The organism is Aeromonas sp. FL131, assembly GCF_049860615.1.
Lineage (GTDB): Bacteria > Pseudomonadota > Gammaproteobacteria > Enterobacterales > Aeromonadaceae > Aeromonas > Aeromonas hydrophila.
The window spans coordinates 3,193,280-3,217,737 of the sequence record NZ_CP187595.1 but is presented as its reverse complement, the minus strand read 5'-3'; the positions used below and the strand labels follow the sequence as shown (position 1 = coordinate 3,217,737).

The 24,458-nt window shown below is 63.5% G+C and carries 25 protein-coding genes; 7 read left to right on the top strand and 18 right to left on the bottom strand.

The window, feature by feature from the left end; genetic code table 11:
• Positions 1 to 176: 176 nt before the first annotated feature.
• The 11 genes from ACPW75_RS14865 to leuS all read right to left on the bottom strand — a co-directional run bounded on the left by ACPW75_RS14865 (position 177) and on the right by leuS (position 11,329).
• On the bottom strand, positions 177 to 1,130 hold the full coding sequence (locus tag ACPW75_RS14865) for a septal ring lytic transglycosylase RlpA family protein (RefSeq protein ID WP_077096529.1): 954 nt from the start codon (positions 1,128 to 1,130) through the stop codon (positions 177 to 179).
• Positions 1,072 to 2,070, bottom strand: coding sequence for a lytic murein transglycosylase B (gene mltB, locus ACPW75_RS14860; protein ID WP_077096530.1), 999 nt, complete (start codon positions 2,068 to 2,070; stop codon positions 1,072 to 1,074). Before mltB ends, ACPW75_RS14865 begins: the two co-directional genes overlap by 59 nt.
• A complete protein-coding gene (rodA, locus tag ACPW75_RS14855) occupies positions 2,070 to 3,173 on the bottom strand; it encodes a rod shape-determining protein RodA (protein ID WP_016351680.1) in 1,104 nt (367 codons plus the stop codon). Before rodA ends, mltB begins: the two co-directional genes overlap by 1 nt.
• Positions 3,166 to 5,082, bottom strand: a complete 1,917-nt coding sequence (gene mrdA, locus ACPW75_RS14850) for a penicillin-binding protein 2 (protein ID WP_016351679.1) — start codon at positions 5,080 to 5,082, stop codon at positions 3,166 to 3,168. The genes rodA and mrdA overlap by 8 nt, the downstream gene beginning before the upstream one ends.
• A 162-nt stretch (positions 5,083 to 5,244) precedes the next feature.
• Entirely contained in the window at positions 5,245 to 5,712 is a 468-nt protein-coding gene (gene rlmH, locus ACPW75_RS14845) for a 23S rRNA (pseudouridine(1915)-N(3))-methyltransferase RlmH (RefSeq protein ID WP_005298242.1), read from the bottom strand.
• 22 nt (positions 5,713 to 5,734) lie between these two features.
• A complete protein-coding gene (rsfS, locus tag ACPW75_RS14840) occupies positions 5,735 to 6,076 on the bottom strand; it encodes a ribosome silencing factor (protein ID WP_011707026.1) in 342 nt (113 codons plus the stop codon).
• Positions 6,077 to 6,261: 185 nt separating this feature from the next.
• Entirely contained in the window at positions 6,262 to 6,906 is a 645-nt protein-coding gene (gene nadD / locus ACPW75_RS14835; protein ID WP_077096551.1) for a nicotinate-nucleotide adenylyltransferase, read from the bottom strand.
• Positions 6,907 to 6,947: 41 nt separating this feature from the next.
• Positions 6,948 to 7,979, bottom strand: coding sequence for a DNA polymerase III subunit delta (gene holA, locus ACPW75_RS14830; protein WP_011707024.1), 1,032 nt, complete (start codon positions 7,977 to 7,979; stop codon positions 6,948 to 6,950).
• Complete coding sequence (locus tag ACPW75_RS14825) at positions 7,979 to 8,122, bottom strand: hypothetical protein (protein ID WP_045789187.1); 144 nt, start codon at positions 8,120 to 8,122, stop codon at positions 7,979 to 7,981. Before ACPW75_RS14825 ends, holA begins: the two co-directional genes overlap by 1 nt.
• 27 nt (positions 8,123 to 8,149) lie before the next feature.
• Entirely contained in the window at positions 8,150 to 8,632 is a 483-nt protein-coding gene (gene lptE / locus ACPW75_RS14820) for an LPS assembly lipoprotein LptE (protein WP_016351676.1), read from the bottom strand.
• Positions 8,633 to 8,749: 117 nt separating this feature from the next.
• Positions 8,750 to 11,329, bottom strand: coding sequence for a leucine--tRNA ligase (gene leuS, locus ACPW75_RS14815; RefSeq protein WP_077096532.1), 2,580 nt, complete (start codon positions 11,327 to 11,329; stop codon positions 8,750 to 8,752).
• Positions 11,330 to 11,474: 145 nt separating this feature from the next.
• On the opposite strand from leuS, the gene ACPW75_RS14810 reads away from it, so the two are divergent.
• A complete protein-coding gene (locus tag ACPW75_RS14810; protein ID WP_005298255.1) occupies positions 11,475 to 11,963 on the top strand; it encodes a zinc ribbon-containing protein in 489 nt (162 codons plus the stop codon).
• A gap of 87 nt (positions 11,964 to 12,050) precedes the next feature.
• On the opposite strand, the gene lnt is transcribed toward ACPW75_RS14810, so the two are convergent.
• From lnt to miaB, 5 genes are all read right to left on the bottom strand, one after another.
• On the bottom strand, positions 12,051 to 13,595 hold the full coding sequence (gene lnt / locus ACPW75_RS14805) for an apolipoprotein N-acyltransferase (protein ID WP_077096533.1): 1,545 nt from the start codon (positions 13,593 to 13,595) through the stop codon (positions 12,051 to 12,053).
• A 210-nt stretch (positions 13,596 to 13,805) separates the two neighbouring features.
• On the bottom strand, positions 13,806 to 14,690 hold the full coding sequence (corC, locus tag ACPW75_RS14800; RefSeq protein WP_011707019.1) for a CNNM family magnesium/cobalt transport protein CorC: 885 nt from the start codon (positions 14,688 to 14,690) through the stop codon (positions 13,806 to 13,808).
• Positions 14,691 to 14,785: 95 nt separating this feature from the next.
• Positions 14,786 to 15,250 (bottom strand): rRNA maturation RNase YbeY, encoded by a 465-nt coding sequence (gene ybeY / locus ACPW75_RS14795; RefSeq protein ID WP_077096534.1) that lies wholly within the window; start codon positions 15,248 to 15,250, stop codon positions 14,786 to 14,788.
• Complete coding sequence (locus ACPW75_RS14790; protein ID WP_077096535.1) at positions 15,247 to 16,290, bottom strand: PhoH family protein; 1,044 nt, start codon at positions 16,288 to 16,290, stop codon at positions 15,247 to 15,249. Before ACPW75_RS14790 ends, ybeY begins: the two co-directional genes overlap by 4 nt.
• A gap of 55 nt (positions 16,291 to 16,345) precedes the next feature.
• Positions 16,346 to 17,779 (bottom strand): tRNA (N6-isopentenyl adenosine(37)-C2)-methylthiotransferase MiaB, encoded by a 1,434-nt coding sequence (gene miaB, locus ACPW75_RS14785; protein ID WP_011707016.1) that lies wholly within the window; start codon positions 17,777 to 17,779, stop codon positions 16,346 to 16,348.
• A gap of 267 nt (positions 17,780 to 18,046) precedes the next feature.
• Here miaB and ACPW75_RS14780 point away from each other — a divergent pair, with 267 nt between their 5' ends.
• The 4 genes from ACPW75_RS14780 (at position 18,047) to ACPW75_RS14765 (ending at position 21,688) form a co-directional block, all read left to right on the top strand.
• The gene (locus tag ACPW75_RS14780) at positions 18,047 to 19,210 is read left to right on the top strand and encodes an FAD-dependent oxidoreductase (protein WP_077096536.1); all 1,164 of its coding nucleotides are present in this window, start codon (positions 18,047 to 18,049) and stop codon (positions 19,208 to 19,210) included.
• A gap of 33 nt (positions 19,211 to 19,243) precedes the next feature.
• Entirely contained in the window at positions 19,244 to 19,810 is a 567-nt protein-coding gene (locus tag ACPW75_RS14775; RefSeq protein ID WP_077096537.1) for an isochorismatase family cysteine hydrolase, read from the top strand.
• A gap of 116 nt (positions 19,811 to 19,926) precedes the next feature.
• Positions 19,927 to 20,571: a cold-shock protein gene (locus ACPW75_RS14770; protein WP_077096538.1), complete on the top strand. Its 645-nt coding sequence runs from the start codon at positions 19,927 to 19,929 to the stop codon at positions 20,569 to 20,571.
• 160 nt (positions 20,572 to 20,731) lie between these two features.
• Complete coding sequence (locus tag ACPW75_RS14765) at positions 20,732 to 21,688, top strand: diguanylate cyclase domain-containing protein (protein ID WP_077096539.1); 957 nt, start codon at positions 20,732 to 20,734, stop codon at positions 21,686 to 21,688.
• Positions 21,689 to 21,759: 71 nt separating this feature from the next.
• Here ACPW75_RS14765 and ACPW75_RS14760 read toward each other — a convergent pair whose 3' ends face one another.
• On the bottom strand, positions 21,760 to 22,668 hold the full coding sequence (locus tag ACPW75_RS14760) for a LysR family transcriptional regulator (protein ID WP_060389957.1): 909 nt from the start codon (positions 22,666 to 22,668) through the stop codon (positions 21,760 to 21,762).
• Between the two features lie 117 nt (positions 22,669 to 22,785).
• Between ACPW75_RS14760 and ACPW75_RS14755 the strand changes: the two genes are divergently transcribed.
• Complete coding sequence (locus ACPW75_RS14755; RefSeq protein WP_077096540.1) at positions 22,786 to 23,031, top strand: hypothetical protein; 246 nt, start codon at positions 22,786 to 22,788, stop codon at positions 23,029 to 23,031.
• On the top strand, positions 23,028 to 23,678 hold the full coding sequence (locus ACPW75_RS14750; RefSeq protein ID WP_077096541.1) for an HAD-IA family hydrolase: 651 nt from the start codon (positions 23,028 to 23,030) through the stop codon (positions 23,676 to 23,678). The genes ACPW75_RS14755 and ACPW75_RS14750 overlap by 4 nt, the downstream gene beginning before the upstream one ends.
• Before the next feature lie 48 nt (positions 23,679 to 23,726).
• On the opposite strand, the gene ACPW75_RS14745 is transcribed toward ACPW75_RS14750, so the two are convergent.
• Entirely contained in the window at positions 23,727 to 24,329 is a 603-nt protein-coding gene (locus ACPW75_RS14745; RefSeq protein ID WP_077096542.1) for a nitroreductase family protein, read from the bottom strand.
• Positions 24,330 to 24,458 lie beyond the last annotated feature (129 nt).

The following is a 24,458-nucleotide window of genomic DNA, read 5'->3' as shown; positions in this document are numbered from 1 at the left end:
TGGTTGGGGTAACCCAAGTTAAAAATGCGGGCTTCACTATACCAGAAGCGACCGTCGGTCAAAGCCCGACGTGCCATCTGGCCTGGTTTTTTATCCATCCGTTGCCGCCATCACGCCGGGAAACGACGTGATGGCGGGCGGCTGGCGGTGGTTCATGCTGGCTGAGCCACTCCCTATCAGGGGACGATGAAGGCTTGCTCCAGCCCTCCCTGACGGATCTGTTCGAGCAGGGCGGTCTGCTGAGCGGCGGGGACCGGTCCCAGCAGGACCCGGAAGATGGCGCCGTGGGCCGCCACCTGGTAGGGCACCCCATGGCGCTGGGTCATCACCTTGCCCATCGCCTCGGCCCGTGCCTGCGAGCCGCTGGCCAGCACCTGGATCATCTTGCCCTCGCCGCTGCTGGCGGGCGCGGCCGCCTTGGCCGCTGCCGGTTTGGCGGGTTTGACGACCGGGGCCGGTTCGGCGGCAGCCGGTGTAGCCATGGCCAGTTCGGTGGGCTGGCCGACGAAGCCGTCCTGAGCGGCGGAGGCCGCGGCCGCCGGCGTGGTCGGTGTCATCTCGATGGGCTTCATGGGGGCCATGATCACCATCTGGTCCGGGGTGTCGTTGATGAGCTCGACCCGCACCCGAGCCTCGCCCCCTTCCACCATCTCCAGCTGCTTGGCGGCTGCATGGGAGAGATCGATCAGCCGGTCGCTGCCGAAGGGGCCGCGATCGTTGACCCGCACTATGGTCTCCAGCCCGTTGTCCAGGTTGGTGACCCGCACATAGCTTGGCAGCGGCAGGTTGCGGTGGGCGGCGCTGAACAGCTTGCTGTCCTGCACGTCGCCGTTGGCGGTCTTCTGGCCGTCCAGATCCTGCGCCAGCCAGCTGGCAGTGCCCTCTTCGCTGTAGTGCTTGATGTCGCGCCACACCTCGTTCTTCTGCTTGCCTATCCAATAGTCCCGGTTGCCGCTGGCGCTCAGGGGCTCGGGGCGCGGGATGGCGCCGGTGGCCTGCGGGATCTCGATGACCTGGGGTTTTTCCGGCTGGATCGGTTCGGGAGGCGGGGGAAGCTGCTCCGGCTGGCTGCTACAGGCGGCCAGCAACAAGGTCAGGCTGAGCGGGAGAAGTTTGTGGCTGTAATGCATACGCGTCCTGGATTGCTTGACTGAGTTGATGCACCGCCATCGCATAGAGCGGGCTGCGGTTATAGCGGGTGATCACATAAAAATTGTGGCGCGCGACCCAGTATTCCGGTCCATCGGCCTGTTCCAATGCCAGCAGTTTCACCGGCGTGTCGGGTGCCAGCGGGGTGGCGAGTTCAATGCCTGCGGTGGCCAGCTCGGCCCAGGTCTGGGTCAGCTCGGGGGCAGGCCCCAGCAGGGTACCCACTGGCGCCAGCCCGATCAAGGCGGGTTCGATCGGCGACTCCCCCCAGCGCCACTGGTGCTCGGCAAAATAGTGGGCAACGCTGCCGATGGCATCCACCGGATTGGCGAACAGATCGCGCTTGCCGTCACCGTCGAAGTCGACCGCGTAGTGGCGATAGCTGGAGGGCATGAACTGGCCCATGCCCATGGCGCCGGCATAGGAGCCCTTCAGGCGGGTGAGTGGCCACTTCTCTTCCCGGGCAAGCAGCACCAGCTGGGCAAACTCCTTGGCGAAGAAGTCTGCCCGCTCCGGGTAGTGGAAGCCCAGGGTATAGAGGCTGTCGAGCACCGGATGGCGGCCCATCTGGCGGCCGTAGAAGGTCTCGATGCCGATGATGGCGACGATGAGGGAGGCCGGCACCTGGTAGGTCTGCTCGGCCCGCGCCAGGGTGGCGGCGTGGCGTTGCCAGAAGTCGACACCGTCCCGGATCCGCTCCGGGGTGATGAACAGTGGCCGGTAACGGTGCCAGGGTTTGGCCTCCCAGGGGCGGCTGATGGTGTCGAGCACCTCCTGGCGCAAGCTGGCCTGGGCCGCGGCGGCCTGCAGCTCGGCCAGCGGCACCTGTTGCTGCTCGGCGAGCCGGGCGAGCCCCGGGGGCTCGACGGCCGCCGTTGCGGTGAGGGCAACGAGAGAGAGCAGCAAACCGGCCAGTCGCATCAGGCGAGCAGCCTTCTGTGGGTCTGGATGGACATCAGGATGCCGAAGCCGGCCATCAGGGTCACCATGGAGGTGCCGCCATAGCTCACCAGCGGCAGGGGCACCCCCACCACCGGAAGGATGCCGCTTACCATGCCCATGTTGACGAACACGTAGACGAAGAAGGTGAGGGTCAGGGCACCGCCCAGCAGGCGCTCGAAGCTGTTCTGGGCCTGCATGGAGATAAACAGGCAGCGGCTGATGATGTAGAGGTAGATCACCAGCAGGAGGGCCACGCCCACCAGGCCGAACTCCTCGCTGAATACCGCGAAGATGAAGTCGGTGTGGCGCTCGGGCAGGAACTCGAGCTGGGACTGGGTGCCCTGCAGCCAGCCCTTGCCGAACACGCCGCCGGAGCCGATGGCTATCTTGGACTGGATGATGTGATAGCCGCGACCGAGCGGGTCTTTCTCCGGGTCCAGCAGCATCAGCACCCGCTGGCGCTGGTAGTCGTGCATCAGGAAGAACCAGAGCACCGGCATGAAGGCACAGATCAGCAGCACCGCCAGCCCGATCAGCCACCAGCTGATCCCCGCCAGGAAGATCACGAAGAAGCCGGAGGCGGCCACCAGGATGGAGGTGCCGAGATCGGGCTGGGCCGCGATCAGCAGGGTGGGCAGCAGCACCATGATGAGACTCAGCACCAGGTGGCTGAACTTGGGTGGCAGCGAGTGGCGGCTGAGCCAGGCGGCCACCATGATGGGCATGGAGAGCTTCATCACCTCGGAGGGCTGAAACTTCATGAAGCCGAGGTCCAGCCAGCGCTGGGCCCCCTTGCCGATATGGCCGAACACGTCCACCGCGACCAGCAGCAGCACCACCACCACGAACAGCGGCACCGACCAGCGGGCATAGAGGGAGGGGGGCAGCTGGGCCATGCCGATCATCAGGGCGAACGCCAGTCCGCCGCGCACCAGCTGGCGCACGATGGAGTCGACGTCCTGGCCGGAGGCGGAGTAGAGCACCACCATGGAGAGGGACATCAGGGTCAGCAGGCCGAGCAGCAGCGGCAAGTCGATGTGCAGCTTGTACCAGATGCTCTGCTGGCGAGCGGAATTACTCATGAGGAGCGACCTCTTCAGATTGGGGCTTCTTGGCCGGCGCCGGCGGCAGTTGCGGCTCCGGTGGCAGCAGGTAGGCGTCCAGCATCTGGCGGGCCACCGGGGCGGCCATGCTGCTGCCGCCACCGGCGTTTTCCAGTACCAGGGCGACCACCGCCTTGGGTGCTTCGAACGGGGCGAACGAGACGAACAGGGCGTTGTCGCGGTGCTCCACCTTGGTGGTGGCCGCGTTGTAGACCTGGTTCTCCTTCAGCCCCACCACCTGGGCGGTACCGGACTTGCCCGCCGCCTTGTAGGGGGTGTTGGCAAAGGCGCGCCGACCGGTTCCCTCGTGACCGTTGATGACCCGCCACATGCCGTCCTTGGCCACCTGCCAGTAGCTGTCGCTCTTGGTCTGGATGGCCATGTTCGGGTTGATGGGGGCATTGACCACGCCATCGATGGAGGCGGTGCTCTTGAGGAGGTGCGGCGTCACGTCGTGGCCATTCTGGGTCAGGATGCTGATCGCCTTGGCCAGCTGGATCGGAGTGGCGCTCCAGTAGCCCTGGCCGATGCCGATGGAGATGGTGTCACCCTGATACCAGGGCTGGCGCCAGCGGGCCATCTTCCAGTCGCGTGACGGCATCACCCCCTTGGTCTCCTCGTACAGATCGACGCCGCTGTACTGACCGAAGCCGAACTTGGTCATGTAGCTGTTGATCTTGTCGATGCCGACCCGGTAGGCGAGATCGTAGAAGTAGGTATCCGCCGACACTTCGATGGCGCGGTAGACGTCGAGCCAGCCGTGACCCCAGCGGCGCCAGTCACGAAACTTCTTGGTGGTGCCGGGGATAGAGAAGCTGGGGCCGCCGAAGTAGCGGTAGTTGGGGGTGATGGCCCCCTCGTTGAGCCCCATCACCGCCATCATGGGCTTGACGGTGGAGGCGGGGGCATAGATGCCCTGGGTGGTGCGGTTCACCAGCGGCCTTGCCGGATCATTGAGCAGCGCCGAGTAGTTGGCGCTGGAGATGCCGGTCACGAACAGGTTGGGGTCATAGCTCGGGCTCGACTCCATGGCCAGAATGGCGCCGGTATTGGGATCCATCATCACGATGGCGCCACGGCGACCGGCCAGCAACTCCTGCGCTTTGAGCTGCAGGCGGATGTCGATGTTGAGGTAGATATCCTTGCCGGGCTCGGGCGGCTGGAACTTGAGGGTACGCACCACCCGGCCGCGGTTGTTGACCTCGACCTCCTGGTAGCCCGCCACGCCGTGCAGCTGATCCTCGTAGTACTTCTCCACCCCCTGCTTGCCGATGTCCTTGGTGGCGGCATAGTTGGCGAGCTTGTCCTCCTTGTCGAGGCGCTCCACGTCGCGGGTGTTGATCTTGGCCACATAGCCCAGCGCATGGGTGAGAGTGTCGCCAAACGGATAGTAGCGCTTGAGGTAGGCCTCGATGCTGACCCCGGGGTAGTTGTGCTGGTTGACCGAGAAGAGGGCGACCTGATACTCGGTCAGCTTCTCGAACAGGGCAACAGGTTTGAAGCGGCGCTGGCGCTTGACCTCGGCCAGGAACTTCTCCTTGGTGCCCTCCGGCAGCTTCAGCAGGGCGATCAGCTCGTCGGCGGTTTTCTCCAGATCCTTGGTCTCTTCCGGCACTATCTCCAGGCTGTAGACTGGGCGGTTCTCAGCCAGCAGCACGCCGTTGGCGTCATAGATGAGGCCGCGCGGTGGCGCCACCGGCACCACCCGGATGCGGTTGTCGTTGGAGCGGGTCTGGTAGGTGTCGTAAGACTCGACCTGCAGGTAATAGAGGTTGCCCAGCAACACCAGCATCAGCACTATCATGCCGATGTAGGCGACCAGGGTACGTCGGAAGAAGAGGCGACCCTCGGCGCTGTGGTCGCGCATCTCGATGCGATTCTTCAGCATGCCGCTACCTTATGACTGTCGAGCAGGTGAGAAACGGGGTGCAGATGTGCATGCTCACGCTCTGTGATTCTGGTTTGAGAGGGGGATGCTGATGCTGGAATAGTGCATGGCTCACTCTCTGTGATTCGGGTATGCGAGGGTGATGCTGGAATAACGCATGGTTCACTCTCTGTGATACGGATGATTGGTGGTAATGCTCCAGGCGCGATAGAGGCTTTCGGCCACCAGCACCCGCACCAGCGGGTGGGGCAGGGTCAGCGGCGACAGCGACCAGCTCTGTTCGGCCGCAGCCTTGCACTCGGGCGACAGCCCTTCGGGGCCGCCCACCAGCAGGGCCACGTCGCGGCCATCCAGCTTCCAGGCTTCCAGCTGCACGGCGAGCTGCTCGGTGGTCCAGGGTTTGCCGGGAATATCCAGGGTCACGATACGCGAACGACCGGCCGCCGCCAGCATGGCTTCTCCCTCTTTTTGCAGAATGCGGGGGATGTCGGCATTTTTGCCACGTTTGCCGGCGCCGATCTCGACCAGCTCGAACGGCATGTCTTTGGGGAAACGACGACGATACTCTTCGAAGCCATGCTCTACCCAGGCGGGCATCTTGGTGCCCACCGCAATCAACTGGATCTTCATCGTTTATGACACTTGTACTCGGTTATTGCGCGTTCACTTGAGCGGTGCCGCTCCAGAGTTTTTCCAGCTGGTAGAAGTCGCGATGCTCATCCTGCATCACGTGCACGATCACCGACCCCAGATCCACCAGTACCCACTCGCCGGTGAGCTGGCCTTCCACGCTCAGCAGATCGAGCCCGGCATGGCGGGCCTCGCTGGCCAGATGGTGGGCGATGGCGCTGACGTGACGGCTGGAGTTGCCGGAACAGACGATCATGGTGTCGGTGATGCTGGATTTGCCGCGTACATCGAGGGTGATGATGTCGCGGCCTTTCATGTCATCGATCTTGTCGACGATAAAGGCATGCAATTCTTGACCTTGCAATGAGTCTCTCCTGTATTCCGGCGCGCTTTCACGGCGTGAGGGCGGCGGATTATATCATGGTCACTCCCGTTTCCCAGTGCGGCGAAGGGGAGTGGAACAGGGGCCGTGCCCGCTTGGCAAACTCGCCCCCTGTTGATCACTATAGTGCGCGATCCGTGCCGGACAACCGCCGGCCGCGATCGGGTTCATGCCGGCCGGTACAGCCCCTGCTGGCGGATATATTGTGCCACCGACGGCGGCAGCAGATAGCGGGGATCCGCGCCCGTTGCCAGCAGTGCCCGCAGGCGGGTGGCCGACAGCTCGACCGGCAGATTGTCCGCCAGCCAGATGCGGCCGTGACGCAGCCGATGCAGATCTGCCACCTGCCGGCTCTGGTGGCGGGCCAGCAGCTCGGCCACTTCGGCCGGGTAGTCCGGCTGCCAGCCGGGGCGGGTACTCACCACCAGGTGGGCGTAATCGAGCAACTCCTGCCAGCGATGCCAGCTCGGCAGGCCGAGCAGGGAGTCCATCCCCATCAAAAAGCAGAGCGGAGTGTCCGGCAGTTCATGACGCAGCTCGATAAGGGTGTCGATGGTCCAGGAGGGGGTGTCCCGCTTGAGCTCCCGCTCATCCACCACGAAGCCCGGGTTTTCCGCCGCTGCCAGGGCGACCATGGCCAGGCGCTGCTCGCTTGAGCAGAAGGGGCTGGCCCGGTGGGGCGGAATATGGTTCGGCAGCAGGCGCACTTCGGCCAGGCCCAGGGCATCGCGGGCCTCGATGGCCGGGCGCAGGTGACCGATGTGGATGGGATCGAACGTCCCCCCCAGAATGCCGATGGGCGGCTGCAACATGGGTCCCCCTCCGGTGACGGCCGGGATGTCGACGGGCTGGCTCATGCGTCAGATCCCGCCAGCGGCAAGGGGGTGCCATCGCGAAAACCGAGAGCGAGGGTCTGCAGCATCAGCCAGGCCTGCTCGGTATCGAAGCGACGCTGGGCGTCGTCGAGCCGGGCCATCAGCTGCCACAACTGCTGCAGCTTGGCAAAGGGCAGCCGGGTCAGCGCCTGTTGAATGAGCTGCTGGCGGCTCTGCCAGATGCGCAGGCGGGAGAAGTGCTCCACCAGCGGCTGACCGGCCCTGGCCGCCAGCGCCAGTTCGGTGAGCTGCTCCAGCTCGCGGCACAGGGCCCAGGCCAGCATGCCGGGCTCGGTGCCCTCGGCGCGCAGAGCCAGCAGGATGCGCTGGGCCCGATTCACCTTCCCTTCCAGCAGGGTGTCGATGAGCTGGAACGGGGTGAAGTGGGCGTGGCGGATGATGGTCTCCTGCAGATAGGCGACGCTGATGGGCTGGGGCGGCGAGAGCAGGGTCAGCTTCTCTATCTCCTGGCTGGCGGCCAGCAGGTTGCCCTCGTAGGAGTGGCACATGAAGTTGACCGCATCCGGCAGCGCCTTGAGGCCGAAGCGCTGGAAGCGGGCGCTCATCCAGCGCGGAAAGAAGCGGGGCTCGGGGTGGTTGACCGGCACATAGGTGCCGCTCTGGCTCAGCTTGTCGAACCAAGCTGCCTTCATCTGGGTCTGGTTGAGGCGATTACCGCTCAGCACCAGCAGCAGGTCGGGGTGCAGCTGTTTGCCGATCTCGCTGATGCGGGCGGCCAACTCCTTGTCGACCTTGGCCGGCAGCTCCAGCTCGATGATCTGGCGGGCCGAGAACAGGCTCATGGCCTGGCAGGCATCGTAGACCTGATTCCAGTCCAGCCCTTGCTCCACCACGAAGCTGTGGCGCTCATCGAAGCCCTGTTTGCGCGCCACCTGGCGCACGGCGTCGATGGCTTCCAGCTTGAGCAGGGGCTCGTCTCCAAAAATGAGATAGCAGGGCTTGAGCCCTGCTTTGAGATGGTCCGCGAGTTGTTCAGGGTAAATCCGCATCAGAACCTGGCCTGGTTGAGGGGGAAGGATGCACGGTCGATGGCTTGCTCATTCTTGAACAGGGGATCGTCCCCAAAAATGAGATAGCAGGGCTTGAGCCCTGCTTTGAGGTGATCCGCAAACTGCTCGGGATAGACTCTCATCAACGAACTCTCATCAAGATACGTGCATCAGAACTTGACCTGGCTAAGCTGGCGGATCACCAGGTTGGCGGCCTGCTCCTGCATCTCCTTGCCAAGCTGCTCCTGTTCGCGGGAGGAGGCAAGCGCCGCGTCCGGCTTGTTCAGGAAACTGCGGTTGAAGGCGATGGGGAAGACCTGGGTCGGTTTGCCCGGCATGGAGACGGTGAACTGGGTGTTGTAGCCCAGCACGTATTCACGGGCCTGGCCGATGGAGTCGACGGAGGCGACCTGACTGGTGCTGCCGACGCCGGACAGGGTCAGCACCGGGATGCCCTCCTTGTCGGCGAGCTGCACGCCGGCCGCCTTGAGGCGGGTGGTGACCAGTCGATAGAAATCGCTCTTGTTGTCACCGACCACCTTCATGGTCATCAACTCGGGCGGGATGGCGGTGCCGCGCATCTGAAAACCGCAGGCCTGCAGCAGCAGACCGGTCAGCAGTATGGTCAGCCAGCGAGTGAGGGTGGTGCCCATAGAAAATCCTCTTTGCATGAAGTGAAGAGCGGCGGGCGCAGGGCCCGCCGTTATCATCCGTTTGCTGTTACCGCCTGGCAACCAGACGGTCAGTCTGCATGGCCAGGCGGCATGGCATCAGTTGGCCACGATGTTGAGCAGTTTGCCCGGCACGTAGATCACCTTGCGCACGGTCAGACCGTCGGTGAACTTCTGGACCGAGGCATCGGCCATGGCCAGTTTCTCGACATCGGCCTGGCTGATTTCAGCCGGCACGGTCAGCTTGCCGCGCATCTTGCCGTTGATCTGCACCACCACCAGTTTCTCGGTCTCGACCATGGCCGCTTCGTCGGCCACCGGCCAGACGGCGTGATCCACGTCGTCGCCCTTGCCCAGCATCTTCCACAGCTCGAAGCCGATGTGCGGGGTGATGGGGTAGAGCATGACCACGACCGCTTCCAGCGCTTCCTGCATCAGGGCGCGATCCTGCTCGTCGCTGCCCAGCTTGGCCAGGTTGTTCATCAGCTCCATGATGGCGGCGATGGCGGTGTTGAAGGTCTGACGGCGACCCACGTCGTCGCTCACCTTGGCGATGGTCTTGTGCAGCTCGCGGCGCACGGCCTTCTGATCGGCACTCAGTGCCGCCACATTCAGTGCGGGAGCTACGCCGGCACTGACGTGCTCGAAGGTGATGCGCCACAGACGGCGCAGGAAGCGCTGGGCACCCTCGACGCCGGAGTCGGACCACTCCAGGGTCATCTCGGCGGGCGAGGCGAACATCATGAACAGACGGACGGTATCGGCGCCGTAACGCTCCACCATCAGCTGCGGGTCGATGCCGTTGTTCTTGGACTTGGACATCTTGGTCATGCCAGAGTGAATCACTTCACGGCCTTCATTGTCGATGGCCTTGGTGATGCGACCCTTGTCGTCACGCTCCACCTTGACGTCGGTGGGGCTGACCCAGACGTTGCCGCCCTTCTCGTCTTTGTAGTAGAAAGCGTCGGCCAGCACCATGCCCTGGCAGAGCAGGCGCTTGAACGGCTCGTCGCTGTTGACCAGGCCTGCGTCACGCAGCAGCTTGTGGAAGAAGCGGGCGTAGAGCAGGTGCATACAGGCGTGCTCGATGCCGCCGATGTACTGATCCACCGGCAGCCAGTGGTTGGCCGCCGCCGGATCCAGCATGCCCTTGTCGTAGTCCGGGGAGCAGTAGCGGGCGTAGTACCAGGAGGACTCCATGAAGGTGTCGAAGGTATCGGTCTCGCGGAACGCTTCCTGACCGTTGTAGGTGGTCTTGGCCCACTCGGCGTCGGCCTTGATCGGGCTCTGGATGCCGTCCATCACCACGTCTTCCGGCAGCAGTACCGGCAGTTGGTCTTCCGGGGTCGGCACCACGGTGCCGTCAGCCAGGGTCAGCATCGGGATGGGGGCACCCCAGTAGCGCTGACGGGAGACACCCCAGTCGCGCAGACGGAAGTTGACGGTACGCTTGCCGCAGCCAAGGCTCTCCAGCTTGCTGGCGATGGCATCGAATGCCGGCTGGAACTCGAGGCCGTCGAACTCGCCTGAGTTGAACAGCACGCCCTTGTCGGTGTAGGCGGCGTCGATCACGTTCGGCAGCTCGCCATCGACCGGCTTGATGACCGGCTTGATCTCGAGGCCGTACTTGGTGGCGAACTCATGGTCGCGCAGGTCGTGACCCGGTACCGCCATCACGGCGCCGGTGCCGTAGTTCATCAGCACGAAGTTGGCGACCCAGACCGGCACCTTGCGGCCATCCAGCGGGTGAATGGCGTAGAGGCCGGTGGCCATGCCCTTCTTCTCCATGGTGGCGAGCTCGGCTTCGGCCACCTTGGTGTTCTTGCACTCTTCGATAAAGGCGGCGAGCTCGGGGTTACTCTCGGCTGCCTGCAGCGCCAGCGGGTGGCCGGCGGCGATACCGACATAGGTCACGCCCATGAAGGTGTCCGGACGGGTGGTGTAGACCTCCAGATGCTCAGTCTGACCCTCGATGGCGAAGCTGATGTTGACCCCTTCGGAACGGCCAATCCAGTTGCGCTGCATGGTCTTGACCATCTCAGGCCAGCCTTCGAGGTTGTCGATATCGTTCAGCAGTTCTTCGGCGTAGTCGGTGATCTTGATGAACCACTGGGGGATCTCTTTCTGCTCCACCGGGGTATCGCAGCGCCAGCAGCAGTTGTCCACCACCTGCTCGTTGGCCAACACGGTCATGTCGTTCGGGCACCAGTTGACGGAGGAGGTCTTCTTGTAGACCAGACCCTTCTCGTAGAGCTTGGTGAAGAACCACTGCTCCCAGCGGTAGTAGTCCGGCTTGCAGGTGGCCAGCTCGCGATCCCAGTCATAACCCAGACCCAGCATCTTCAGCTGGTTCTTCATGTATTCGATGTTTTCGTAGGTCCAGGGCGCCGGTGCCGTGTTGTTCTTGATGGCGGCGTTTTCCGCCGGCAGGCCGAAGGCGTCCCAACCGATGGGTTGCAGCACGTTCTTGCCATTGAGGCGTTGATAACGGGAGATCACATCACCTATGGTGTAGTTGCGAACGTGCCCCATGTGTAGACGACCAGACGGATAGGGGAACATGGAGAGGCAGTAGAACTTTTCCTTGTCTACTTTCTCCACCGCCTTGAAGGTTTTCTTGGCATCCCAGTGCTTTTGCACTGCTGGTTCTATGGATTGGGGAACGTATTGCTCTTGCATTGGTGACATCCGGATCTGTGAAATGGATAGATAAATCAGCTGGGAAATCGCAATAGAATACCCATATCCTGCGGCGGCAACAACCGCCAGCGTCCCTCGGGCCTTAAGCCGGGCCTGATCAGGGTTCAGTAGAGGAGTAACGGCCATGGACAAACGTCAAAAAGGGTACGAAGCCTTCATTGCTGAGCTGCAAAAGCAGTGGCAAGAGACAGAACAGTTCCAGGGGGAGCGCCTCAACCGGATGATCGCCAAGGTGCAGGCTTATCTGGAGGCGGCCGGGGATCTGACCCAGGACGAGCTGGCGCTGATCGCCGAGTATGTGAAGCGGGATCTGGGCAACTATGACGAGGGGCGCAAGGATGAGCAGGTGGAGGAGTCCGCTTTCATGCTGGCACTCAAAGACACCGCCTGGTCCTGGTTGGCGGACGTGACCGACCGCACCCAGGTGGAGTGGCAGGAGCTGGCGGACGAGCTGGAGCACAAGGGGGTCTACCGGGCTGGCGACTGGGTGGGGCTCGGGGTATTGGTGTGCGATCACTGCGAGTGGCGCCATACCGTGCTACATCCTGAGCAGCTCGGCACCTGTCCCGAGTGCGGGGCCGATGAGTATCACCGTGAGCCACTCTCTCCCTAAGCAGTCAGACAGTACCAAGCCATAAGCCAAGCCATAAAGAGAGGCGCCCAAGGGCGCCTCTCTTATTTATCGGGTTATACGACTGGGTCAGCCCTTGCGCGCCCAGGGGTGGGCGCGGGGGCGCAGCCCCACTCCCAGCGCCAGCAGCAGGGCGGCGATGCCATATATGGGCCAGCTGCCAAAGCGCAGGTAGGGGGTCTCGCCGTGGGCGGGACGCACCTCGGTGCGCAGCACGCCGGCCTCAAACTGCGGGATCTGGGCGATGATGCTGCCGTCGATCTCGGTGACGATGGTGATGCCGGTGTTGGTGTCGCGCAGCAGCGGGCGAGCCAGCTCGAGGGCGCGCATGCGGGCGATCTCCATGTGCTGCCAAGGACCGATGCTGGTGCCGAACCAGGCGTCGTTGGAGACGGTCAGCAGGAAGTCGGTATCAGGCTGCACGTTGCGGCGCACCTCGTCCGGGAAGATGATCTCGTAGCAGATGGCGGCGGCAAACTTGAGCCCCTTGGCGATCAGATTCGGCTGCACCTCGTCACCGCGGCTGAAGGAGGACATGGGCAGGTTGAAGAAGGGCGCGATGGGGCGCAGCAGATCTTCAAAGGGCACAAACTCGCCGATGGGCAGCAGGTGGTATTTGTAGTAACGGTTCTTGTGCTGGTAGTAGTAGGACTCCTTGCCTTCCGCATCCTGCACCCCCATGCCGAGCACGGTATTGAAGAAGCGCTGCTGCTCGAGATCGTAGTGGATGATCCCCGCCAGCAGGCCGGTATCGTTCACCTTCATCGCCTTGTCCAGGCTCTCCAGGTAGTTGCCCATCTCCTTTTCGATGGCCGGGATGGCCGATTCCGGCCAGACGATGATGTCGGCGTCCTGGTTCTCGCGGCTGAGATCCTGATACTTGCGCACGGTCGGCACCAGCGCCTCCGGATCCCACTTGAGGGACTGTTCGATGTTGCCCTGCACCAGCGCCACCTTGACCGGTTCACCGCGGGTCACCCAGTTCAGCTGCATCAGCCCCTGGGCGGCCCCCACCAGGGCCACCGGCACCAGCAGCCAGGCCGGCTTGCGGCTCTGCCAGAGCAGCCAGAGGGCGGAGGCGGTCAACAGCAGCGCCAGGGTAATGCCCTGCACGCCGAGGATGGGGGCAAAGCCCTTGAGCGGCCCGTCAATCTGGCTGTAGCCGAACCAGAGCCAGGGAAAGCCGGTCATCACCCAGCCGCGCAGCCAGTCGGCCATCAGCCAGAGCGCCGGGAAGGCGAGCAGCCAGCGGCTCCAGTGGCGACCGCTGAAGAAGCGGGCGAAGGCCCAGCAGGCCAGGGTCGGGTAGAGCGCCAGATAGGCCGACAGCCCGGCCAGCAGCACGAAGGCCACCGGCAGTGGAATGCCGCCGAACATGGTCATGCTGACGTGGATCCACCACAGCCCCGGCAAAAACAGCCCCATGGCGTAGCCAAAGCCGCGCCAGGCCGCCTGTTTGGGGTTGGCCTTGTCCAGCAGGGCGTAGAGACCGAGCAGGGAGGGGATCACCAGTGGCCAGTAGTTGAAGGGCGAGAAGGCGAGCACGGCAATGGCGCCAGAGGCCATGGCAAACAGGCTGGTCAGGAGTTTTGATTTCACGGGCTGTAATTTCACGGGCGATAAGGCTCGGATTGAACTGCAATGGGTTGAGTGGCCGGTATCTTAACCCGTAAAGGCGGTCAACGGCGAGCCTCCCGGCCGACGGCCCGAAGCGAGGGGATAGAAGGGCGATGGCGGGCCCTTTGAACGGTGGGAAGCAGAGGTGGTGTGCGCTCAAATGAACAGCGCCCCGACGGGCGGGGCGCTGTTGGCACGGAGCAAGGCTTATTGGGCCTCGGACTGGGCCGCGACATGGTTGTCGGGGATCTTCACCTGCAGCTGTTGCAGGCGGCGCTTGTCGGCGTGCATCACCTTGAACAGGTAGCCTTCCAGCTCGATCTCCTCGCCCTTCTTGGGCAGGTGGCTGAAGGCGTGCATCACCAGACCGCCCACCGTATCCACCTCTTCATCGCTGAACTGGGTACCGAAGAAGTCATTGAAATCTTCGATCTCGGTGAGGGCGCTGACGGCAAACACCCGCTTGCTGATGCGGCGGATCTCGTCCGGCTCATCCTCGATGTCGTCGAATTCGTCGTCGATCTCGCCGACGATGAGCTCGAGGATGTCCTCGATGGTCACCAGACCTGAGACGCCGCCGAACTCGTCTACCACGATGGCCATGTGGTAGCGCTCTTCACGAAACTCTTTGAGCAGACGGTCGACCCGCTTGCTCTCGGGGACGATCACCGTGGGACGCAGGATCTTCTCCAGCTGCAGCGGCTCGCTGGCATGGTGGCCACCAAACCCGAACGGCAGCAGATCCTTGGCGAGCAAGATGCCCTCCACGTGATCCTTGTCTTCGTTGATCACCGGAAAGCGGGAGTGACCCGACTCGATGATCACCGGCAGGATCTCGTCCACTGGCTGGGATTTCTCGATGGTCACCATCTGGGAGCGGGGGATCATGATGTCGCGCACGCGCAGCTCGGCAATTTCGAGCACGCCCTCGATCATGTCCTTGGTGTCCTGATCGATGAGATCGCGCTCTTCGGCGTCGGCTATCACTTCCACCAAATCGTTGCGGTCTTTTGGCTCGCCCTGGAAGAGTTGGCTGAGTTTGTCGAGCCAGGTTTTCTTCGGCGAGCCGGTACTAGGGTGATCGTCGGTCATTTTCTCTCTTGGTTACTCGTATGAACACACTTGAAATCGTTGTGGCTATATGAGGATGGGCGTCGGCTGTTTCAAGACGATGACCATCCGGTTCTTTACTCTTCGTCATTCAGATAAGGATCGGCGAAACCGAGCTCCTGCATGATGTCGCGTTCGAGCGCTTCCATCTCTTCGGCCTCGTCGTCCTCGATATGGTCATAACCTAGCAGATGCAGACTGCCGTGCACAACCATGTGGGCCCAGTGGGCCATCAGCGGCTTGCCCTGTTCGGCGGCTTCGCGCTCCACCACCTGGCGGCAGATCACCAGATCGCCGAGCAGCGGCAGCTCCAGGCCGGGTGGGGCCTCGAACGGGAAGGAGAGCACGTTGGTGGGCTTGTCCTTGCCGCGATAGGTGAGGTTGAGCTCGTTGCTCTCCGCCTCGTCGACGATGCGCACCGTCACTTCGGCCTCCTGCTGGAAGCCGAGAATGGTGCCATCGAGCCAGCTCTGCAGCTGGGCCTCGCTCGGCAGGCCGTCGGTGCTGGCACTGGCCAGTTGCAGATCCAGAGTCACGCTCATTGGGCACTCTCTTTACTGGTGTGGGGGGCAGCTTTGTCGGCCGCCTGTTTGGCATCGAACGCCTCGTAGGCCTGCACGATGCGGGCCACCACCGGGTGGCGCACCACGTCCTTGGATTCGAAGAAGTTGAACGACAGGCCGTCAACATCCTGCAGCACTTCCAGCGCGTGGCGCAGGCCCGACTTCTGGTTGCGGGGCAGGTCTACCTGGGTGATGTCGCCGGTCACCACCGCCTTGGAGTTGAAGCCGATGCGGGTCAGGAACATCTTCATCTGCTCGGTGGTGGTGTTCTGGGCCTCGTCCAGGATGATAAAGGCGTCATTCAAGGTTCTGCCTCGCATGTAGGCGAGCGGCGCCACCTCGATGATGTTGCGCTCCATCAGCTTCTCCACCCGCTCAAAGCCCAGCATCTCGAACAGGGCGTCGTAGAGCGGACGCAGGTAGGGATCCACCTTCTGGGAGAGATCGCCGGGCAGGAAGCCGAGCTTCTCGCCCGCTTCCACCGCCGGACGGGTCAGCAGAATGCGGCGAATTTCCTGACGCTCCAGCGCGTCCACCGCCGCCGCCACCGCCAGATAGGTCTTGCCTGTTCCTGCAGGGCCTATGCCGAAGCAGATGTCGTGGCGCACGATATTGGCGATGTACTGGGCCTGATTGGGGCTGCGCGGCTTGATGAGGCCGCGTTTGGTCTTGACCGTCACCTCCTTGCCATAGGGGATGCTCGGCGCCGGCTCGTCATCCTGCTCCAGCACCCGCGACTCCTGAATGGCCAGATGGACCATGTCGGGGGTGATGTCGGTCACCTTGCCACCCTTGAGCGGCTGGGTTTCAACATAGAGGTGCTTGAGGATGACGGCGGCCGCCTCCACCTGGGCCTGCTTGCCCAGCAGCTGGAAGTGGTTGTCGCGGTAGCTGATCTCGACGCCGAGGCGGCGCTCCAGCTGTTTGACGTTGTCATCGAACGGACCGCACAGACTGGCGAGACGCTGGTTGTCGGCGGGTTCCAGATGCAGATTCAGGGTCGAGATGTGTCGGCTCAAAGTGTCCTCGTCTTGACGCGATCCCATCCGGCCGGGGCCGGATGGGGTGAACAGATTAGTGGGGAGTGAAGGCGGCCACGCCCAGCGGGTCCGGTACGTTGTCCGGGCGGCGGGCCAGGATCTCGCTCGGGGCGGTGGCGATGCGCAGGTTCATCTCGTTCTCGCCGCGCAGGAATTTGCCGCGCAGGGAGTTGGGACGCACCTCGGTGATCTCCACGTCGGCAAAGCCGCCGATCAGGGTATGCGGTCCTTCGAAGTTGACCACCCGGTTGTTCTCGGTGCGGCCGCACAGCTGCATGGGGTCGAGCTTGGAGGGCCCTTCCACCAGGATGCGCTGGGTGGAGCCCAGCATGGCGCGGCCAATCTGCATCGACTGGTTGTTGATGACGTGCTGCAGGCGGGTCAGGCGGGCTTTCTTCACCTCCATGTCGACGTCATCGGGCAGATCGGCGGCGGGGGTACCGGGGCGCGGGCTGTAGATGAAGCTGAAGCTCATGTCGAAGTTGATCTCTTCGATGAGTTTCATGGTGGCTTCGAAATCCTCGTCCGTCTCGTTCGGGAAGCCGACGATGAAGTCGGAACTGATGGTGATGTCGGGACGGGCGGCGCGCAGGCGACGGATCTTGGACTTGTACTCCAGCACGGTGTGCGGGCGCTTCATCATGGTCAGGATGCGGTCGGAGCCACTCTGCACCGGCAGGTGCAGGAAGCTGACCACTTCCGGGGTGTCCTTGTAGACCTCGATGATGTCGTCGGTGAACTCGATGGGGTGGCTGGTGGTGTAGCGAATGCGATCGATGCCGTCGATGGCGGCCACCAGCCGCAGCAGCTCGGCGAAGGTGCAGATGCCGCCGTCGAAGGTCGGGCCCCGATAGGCGTTGACGTTCTGGCCGAGCAGGTTCACTTCGCGCACGCCCTGCTGGGCGAGCTGGGCGATTTCATAGAGCACGTCGTCGAGCGGACGGCTCACCTCCTCGCCGCGGGTGTAGGGCACCACGCAGAAGGAGCAGTATTTGGAACAGCCTTCCATGATGGACACGAAGGCGGTCGCCCCTTCGGCACGCGGCTCGGGCAGGCTGTCGAACTTCTCGATTTCCGGGAAGGCGACGTCCACCTGGGCACCGCGCCCCTCCTGCACCTGCTTGATCATGGTGGGCAGGCGATGCAGGGTCTGCGGGCCGAAGACGATGTCCACATAGGGGGCGCGAGTGCGGATGTTGTCCCCCTCCTGGGAGGCGACGCAGCCGCCCACGCCGATCACCAGACCGGGTTTGTTTGCCTTGAGCTTCTTCCAGCGTCCCAGCTGGTGAAACACCTTCTCCTGCGCTTTTTCGCGGATGGAGCAGGTGTTGAGCAGCAAAACGTCTGCCTCTTCGGGCTCTTCGGTAAGCGTGTAGCCATTGCTGGCATCCAACAGGTCGGCCATCTTGGACGAGTCGTACTCGTTCATCTGGCAACCCCAGGTTTTGATGTGAAGTTTTTTGCTCATTGCTTCTCTTGACTTGTTTTGAATGCGGCATGGTCAAAGGACCGGGCATTTTACTCCGCAATCCGGAGACTGCCTAGCGAATATCCAGCCGGCCACTGCCGGAGCGCCGCCGGCGGGCTTCCGGTCGCCATCGGCTTTCTCCTTGATTTGGCGCACTAATTCTCCACACCCTTCACTGTTTCCCGGCGCCCCTTGCGGTATCATGTGGTCATTCGGTCCGGCTGCGTTTCCCCCTTGCCCGGGCTCACCCCTTGCAGGAATCAAGTTATGGAACAGTGTGATATCGCCATCGTCGGGGCCGGCATGGTCGGCGCCGCCACCGCCTGTCTGCTGGCGGCGCAGGGTCTGTCGGTGCGGGTCATCGAGACCCGGCTGCCGGAGCAATACGCCCCCGAGCAGCCGCTGGATCTGCGGGTCTCCGCCATCAGTCAGGCTTCGGTGGCGCTGCTGGAGCAGGCTGGCGCCTGGCAGCATCTGCAGCAGATGCGGCTGTGCCCCTATCGCCGGCTGGAAACCTGGGAGCTGGATGGCTTCGCCACCTGCTTCAATGCCGCCGACCTCGGCCTGCCCCAGCTTGGCTACATCATCGAGAACCGGCTGGTGCAGCTGGCGTTGCTCAGACGCATGGAAGATTTCCCCAACATCCAGACCCACACCCCGGCGGCGGTGACGAGCCTGCACCAGAGCGCGGATGAGGCGGTGCTGACCCTGGATGATGGCAGCGAGCTGGCCGCCCGCTGGGTGCTGGCGTGCGACGGCGCCGAATCCCACACCCGCAAGCTGGCCGGCATCGGGGTGTCGCGCTTTGAATACCGCCAGCACTGTATGCTGATCAACATCGACACCGACTTCGAACAGGAAGACATCACCTGGCAGCAGTTCACCCCGAGTGGCCCGCGCGCTTTCTTGCCGCTACCCGGCCAGCATGGCTCCCTGGTCTGGTATGACAGTCCGGCCCGTATCCGGGCGCTGGCCGCCATGAGCAACGAGGGGCTGGCCGCCGAGGTGCGCCGCCACTTCCCGAGCCGGCTCGGCGGGTTTGCCGTGACGGCCAAGGGGAGCTTCCCGCTGGTGCGCCGCCACGCCAACGACTACCACGCCGGCCGGGTAGTGCTGCTGGGCGATGCCGCCCACACCATCAACCCGCTGGCGGGGCAGGGGGTCAACCTCGGTTTCAAGGATGTCGCCTGCTGGCGCGATCTGCTGCAGGGGGCTGGTGCCGACTGGCATCAGCTGGGGCTGGCCGGGCGCTACGAGCGGCGCCGCCGCCCCGACAACCTGCTGATGCAGTCGGGGATGGATCTCTTCTACGGGGTGTTCAGCAACGAGATAGGCCCGCTCAAGCTGGCGCGCAACCTGGCCCTCAATCTGGCGGACAAGGCGGGCCCGCTCAAGGAGATGGCGCTACGCTATGCGCTGGGGCTGGTTTAAGGCGCGCGGCGCCATCATGAGGGAGCAGGCAGCATGAACAAGGCATTGCTGGTGATCGATTTCATCAACGACATCGCCCACCCGGACGGGCGCATCGCCGCCTCGGCGGCCCATGTGCTGGAACAGGACGCCATCGCGCACGCCAATCAGGCGCTGGCCAATGCCCGCGCCCACGGCTGGCTGGTGGTGCTGATCAAGGTGGGTTTTGACCCGCACTATCTGCTGCAACCCAAGGGCTCGCCCATGTTTGGCCGGGCTCACCAGTTCGGGACGCTCTCGCTTGGCGATAGCGGCACCGACTTTCACGCCGACCTCGACGTGCAGCCAGGCGACTTGGTGCTGACAAAGCCCAGGGTCAGCCCCTTCTACGGCACCGCGCTGGAGCCGGCGCTGCGGGCCAACCACATCGACCACCTCTATCTGTGCGGGGTGAGTACCAGCTGGGCCATTCAGGCGGCGGCGCGAGAGGGTCATGATCGTGACTACGCCATCACCATTCTGGAGGATGCCTGCGCGGCGACGGATGCCACTGAGCACCATGCTTCGCTGCGGATGCTCGGCCGCATCGCCGAGGTCTGCAAGGTGGCTCAGCTGGCCTGATCCCGCCCGCAGGCGGAGCTTGCTCACTGTTTTGACATTTTGTCTGCGGCCCCCTGTCGGGCCGCAGCCATTTTGGGCAACATGAAGCGAGTATCGATGGCCACAAGGATGAGGGCATGCGTTATCAGGGACGGATCGTGCGCTGGAACGAGGCGCGCGGCTTTGGTTTTATCGCCCCCGAGCAGGGGGATGGCGAGCCAAAAGGAGCCGAGCTGTTCGTGCACATCTCGGCGCTGCAGTCAGATGGCTCGCTGCCCAAGATTGGCGAGCGGGTCTCCTATCTGCTTGGCACTGGCCAGGATGGCAAACCCAGGGCCGAGCAGGTGTTCTTTTTGGATCGGCCGCTGTCGCTGGCAGGCGCCCAACCAGCGCCTTCTGTGGGCAGGCAGGCTGTGACCGGGGAGCGGCCTACGCCAGCCAGGGCACGCCCGCGCCCCGTCTATCGACGCCGCAGCAACTGGCGCGGCAAGCTGATCCCGCTGCTGGTGCTGGCCGGGATCTTCTCCATTTACTCCCGCTTCTCGGCCGAGTCGGTCTCGCCTTCGCCAACCTCTTCTTTCAGTCAGCCGGCGGCGGACAGCACAGACAGCCCGCAGGCGGCGCCCACCTTCGTCCGTCAGTGCGACGGTCGGCAGTACTGCTCCCAGATGACCTCCTGCGAGGAGGCGACCTGGTTTTTGCAAAACTGCCCTAATACCAAGATGGATGGCAGAGGAAGAGGGAACGGGATTCCTTGTGAAAGCCAGTGGTGCGGCCACTAACGAGGGATGGGCGGATGCAAGTGATTGATCATCTATCTTTATCTTGCAGGCCGGGGGCGGGCCATGGCCGTCGATGCCCCTTCGTCATGGACGGAACGCCGGCATTACTGTTGTGGTTGCGGCAGGTGCGGTGCGTCGTTGTCGGGTGAGGAGCAGGGTCATGGCGGACTATTTTCAGGGATCACTGTTTCACTTCTCCGATCGGGCGCAATACTTGTCTGCATTGCTCAATTCGCTGGAGGAGCAGATCTCGGTGATCGATCGGGATGGCGTCATCCACTACACCAATCTCGCCTGGAATCGCTTCGCCGAACAGAACGGCATGCCGGAGGGGTACGACTGGCTGGGCGTCAACTATCTGAGGGTGTGCGACAACTCGGTGGAGCCGCTGGCCCAGATGGCGGCCGAGGGGATCCGGCGGGTACTGCGCCACGAGCAGCAGCACTTTCATCTGGAGTACCCCTGTCACAGCCCGGATACCCAGCGCTGGTTCATGATGCGAGTCTCCGCCATCCCCGGCATCGAGGTGGAGTTCTACACCATCAGCCACATCAACGTCACCGAACGCAAGCTGCAGGAGCTGGACATGGCCTACCTCTCCCTGCACGACCCGCTGACCGGGCTGGCCAACCGGCGGCTGTTCAACAGCTTTCTGCACAACGAGTGGCGGCGCAGCATGCGCGAACAGACCCCCATCTCCTTCATCATGCTGGATCTGGACAACTTCAAGCTGTGCAACGACCACTTCGGCCATCAGGTGGGGGACGGTTTCTTGCAGCAGGTGGGTCAGCTGCTGAGCACCTTCTGCCAGCGGGCCACCGATCTGCCGTGCCGCTTCGGCGGCGACGAATTTGCCCTGATCCTCGGTAACACCGGGGACGAGGCCGCCTCCCGCATGGGGGAGGCCATTCGCGCCGGCATCGGCGAGCTGCTGATCCCGGGGGCGGATGGGCTTCGACTCAGCGCCAGCGTCGGCATCGCCACCCTGTTGCCGCAGCAGGCCCGCGTCTCGGAAGAGGAGCTGCTGACCGCCGCCGACATGGCGCTCTATCTGGCCAAGCAGGGGGGCAAGAATCGCTGCCACTGCGTCAGCTGCAGCGCGCTGCCGGCCGCCTGATACTCGATTGCCACACCCCCCGTGGCGATACCTCGCCTGTCCCCTGATATCGACTCCCTGAACCTATCGCATCAGCGACCCGGCAGGGCTGGCTGCGGCGCCGGGTGGGCATCGATGACCAGCTGCACGAAGCGATCGCGGATGGGATCGGCAAATTCCGGGTTCCACACCAGGCTTATCTCCCACTCGGAGCAGGGGCCGGACAAGGGGTAGAGGGTGACGTCCGGGCCGGCGATGAAGCTGACGCTGCGCGGCAGGATGGCGTTGCCGATGCCGGCGGCCACCAGTGCCACCAGAGTCTGGATATCCTCCGCCTCCTGGATCATGCCGGTCAGCCGGTTGGCGCCGAGGAAGCCTGCGATCTGCTGGCTGAGGCCGGGACAGCGGTGGCCGACCATTTGCAGCAAGGGCTGGCTGGCCAGTGCCTGCTCCACATCGAAGGCGGCCGGATCCGGCCGTGTCATCAGGGTCGGCACCGCCAGCACCAGCCGATCGGTCAGCAGTCTGTGCTCCTGCAGCTGCGGCGCCTGGGGCCGGCGCATGAAGCCAAGCTGCAGCTGGCCCGACAGCAGCCGCTCCTGCTGGATGGCGGAGGTCATGTCCTGCAGATGCACCATCACCTCGGGCACCTGCTGCTTGAAGCTGGCCACCAGTGCCGGTGCCAGCGCGAAGCTCGACAGTCCGAAACCAATCTTGAGGCGCCCGGCAATGCCGCTGGCCAACGCCATGGCATGGCGCTCAAAGCCCTTGCCGTGTTCGACCAGGGCGCTCGCCTGGGTGAGCAGCTGGGCGCCGATGGCGGTCAGCTCGGCGCCGTGGCGACCCCGATTGAACAGGGTGCTGCCGAGGGTCTGCTCCAGCCCCTGGATCTGCTTGGTGAGGGCCGGCTGGGTGATGAACAGCCGGTTGGCGGCCTCCCGGTAGTTGGCGGTGTCGGCCAGGGTGACGAATGCCTGCAGTTGCTTCAGATCGAATTTCATTCCATATGGTTATCTAAAGTGGCCGTTTTGTGATTATAAATTATCTAATCGCCTTGTTCTAATGGTCTGGTAGCGGGCCCCATTGGCCCCATCCGATCCGTCACAAGGAGTCATCTCATGCCTGCCGAACGCTATCTGTTTTTGATCAAGGGAACCCTGGTACTGGCCCAGCCGCTGGCTGCGCCGGAGACGGGGGAACTGCTTACCAGCCTGCTGCAGCAGGGCTTTGCGGTCGGCCCCTTGCAAGTGTGGGCGAGCAATGCCGAACAGGCGCTGGCCTGTTATGAACAGGCGGCCCAGCGGCGGGCCTTCGGCGACATTCTGGCGGGGAGCGAACCCGGCCTGGCAGGGGTCGGTTCATGAGCCGGCTTGTGCTGCGGGCCAGCGCCCTGCTGCTGGACATGGATGGTACCCTGGTGCACTCCACCGGCGAAGTGGAGACGGTATGGCGGCTATGGTGCCGCCGTCATCAGCTGGCGCCCGAGCCGGTGCTGGCCATGTGCCACGGGGTGCGCTCGCGAGAGGTGCTCCGAGCCCTGGCCCCGCAACTGGACATGGCGCAGGAGGTGGCCCTGCTCGACGAGCTGGAGATCAACCACACCGGTCAGGCGGAGGCCATTACCGGGGCCCGGGCTCTGCTGGCGGATCTGCCAAGCGAGCGCTGGGCGCTGGTGACCTCCGCCAGCCAGCGGGTGGCCCGTCATCGATTGCGCAGCGCCGCTCTGCCGTTGCCCGCCCTGCTGGTGGGGGCCGAGGATGTGGTGCATGGCAAGCCGGATCCCGAGCCCTATCTGCTGGCGGCCGAGCGTCTGGGGTTGGCGGCGGCCGATTGCCTGGTGTTCGAGGATGCGCCGGCCGGCATCACCAGTGCCCTGCGGGCGGGTTGCCGTGTGGTACAGGTGGGAGGCAGGCAGCGGCTGGATCCGAACATCAGCGCCCTGATCCAGGACTGGCGCCAGGTAAGCGTGGCGGAGGAGGCGGCGGGTCTGCAGCTGACGCTGCTGGCCTGACAACAAAAAGCCCCCGTCGAGCGGGGGCTTGGATGGTGGACGACGCGCTTATTTGAACACGCGAAAACGCGCGGCGTCGTCCATGAAGGTCTTGTCACCGGCCGGTTGCTTGATGCTGCCAAAGGGCATCTGGGCGCGCAGCAGCCAGCTGGTAGGCAGGTTCCACTCCTTGTGTACCGCCTGGTCGATGAGCGGGTTGTAGTGCTGCAGGGACGCGCCGATCTTCTCCTGGGCTAGGGTGGTCCAGACCGCAAACTGGGCGATGCCGGTGGCATGTTCCGACCAGATGGGGAAGTTGTCGGCGTAGAGGGCGAATTTTTGCTGCAGATCCTTGATGACGTCGGTGTCCTCGAAGAAGAGCACGGTGCCGAAACCTGCGCGGAAACTGCCGTCCACCTTGGCTTCACTCTGGGGATAGGCTTCCGGCGGCACTATCTTCTTCAGCTCCGCCTTGACGATGTCCCACAGCTTGTGGTGCTGGGCGCCAAACAGGATGACGGCGCGGGAGCTCTGGGAGTTGAACGAGGAGGGGCTGTGCTTGATGGCATCCTGGATGAGAGTGGTCAGCTGCTCCGGCGTATGGGAAACCTGGTCACCCAGGGCATAGATGGTACGACGTACTTTGATCTGTTCGATAAACGGACTGCTCATAACATCTCCTTTGTTTGACAGGGAATCGTCTTCGGTGGTCCTTGGCAAGGCCATCCGGCTCCGATTGTTCAAGCTATAGACTATAACACCCCCTTCCTGGTTAGCCGTCAACGCACAGTGGTCACTGTT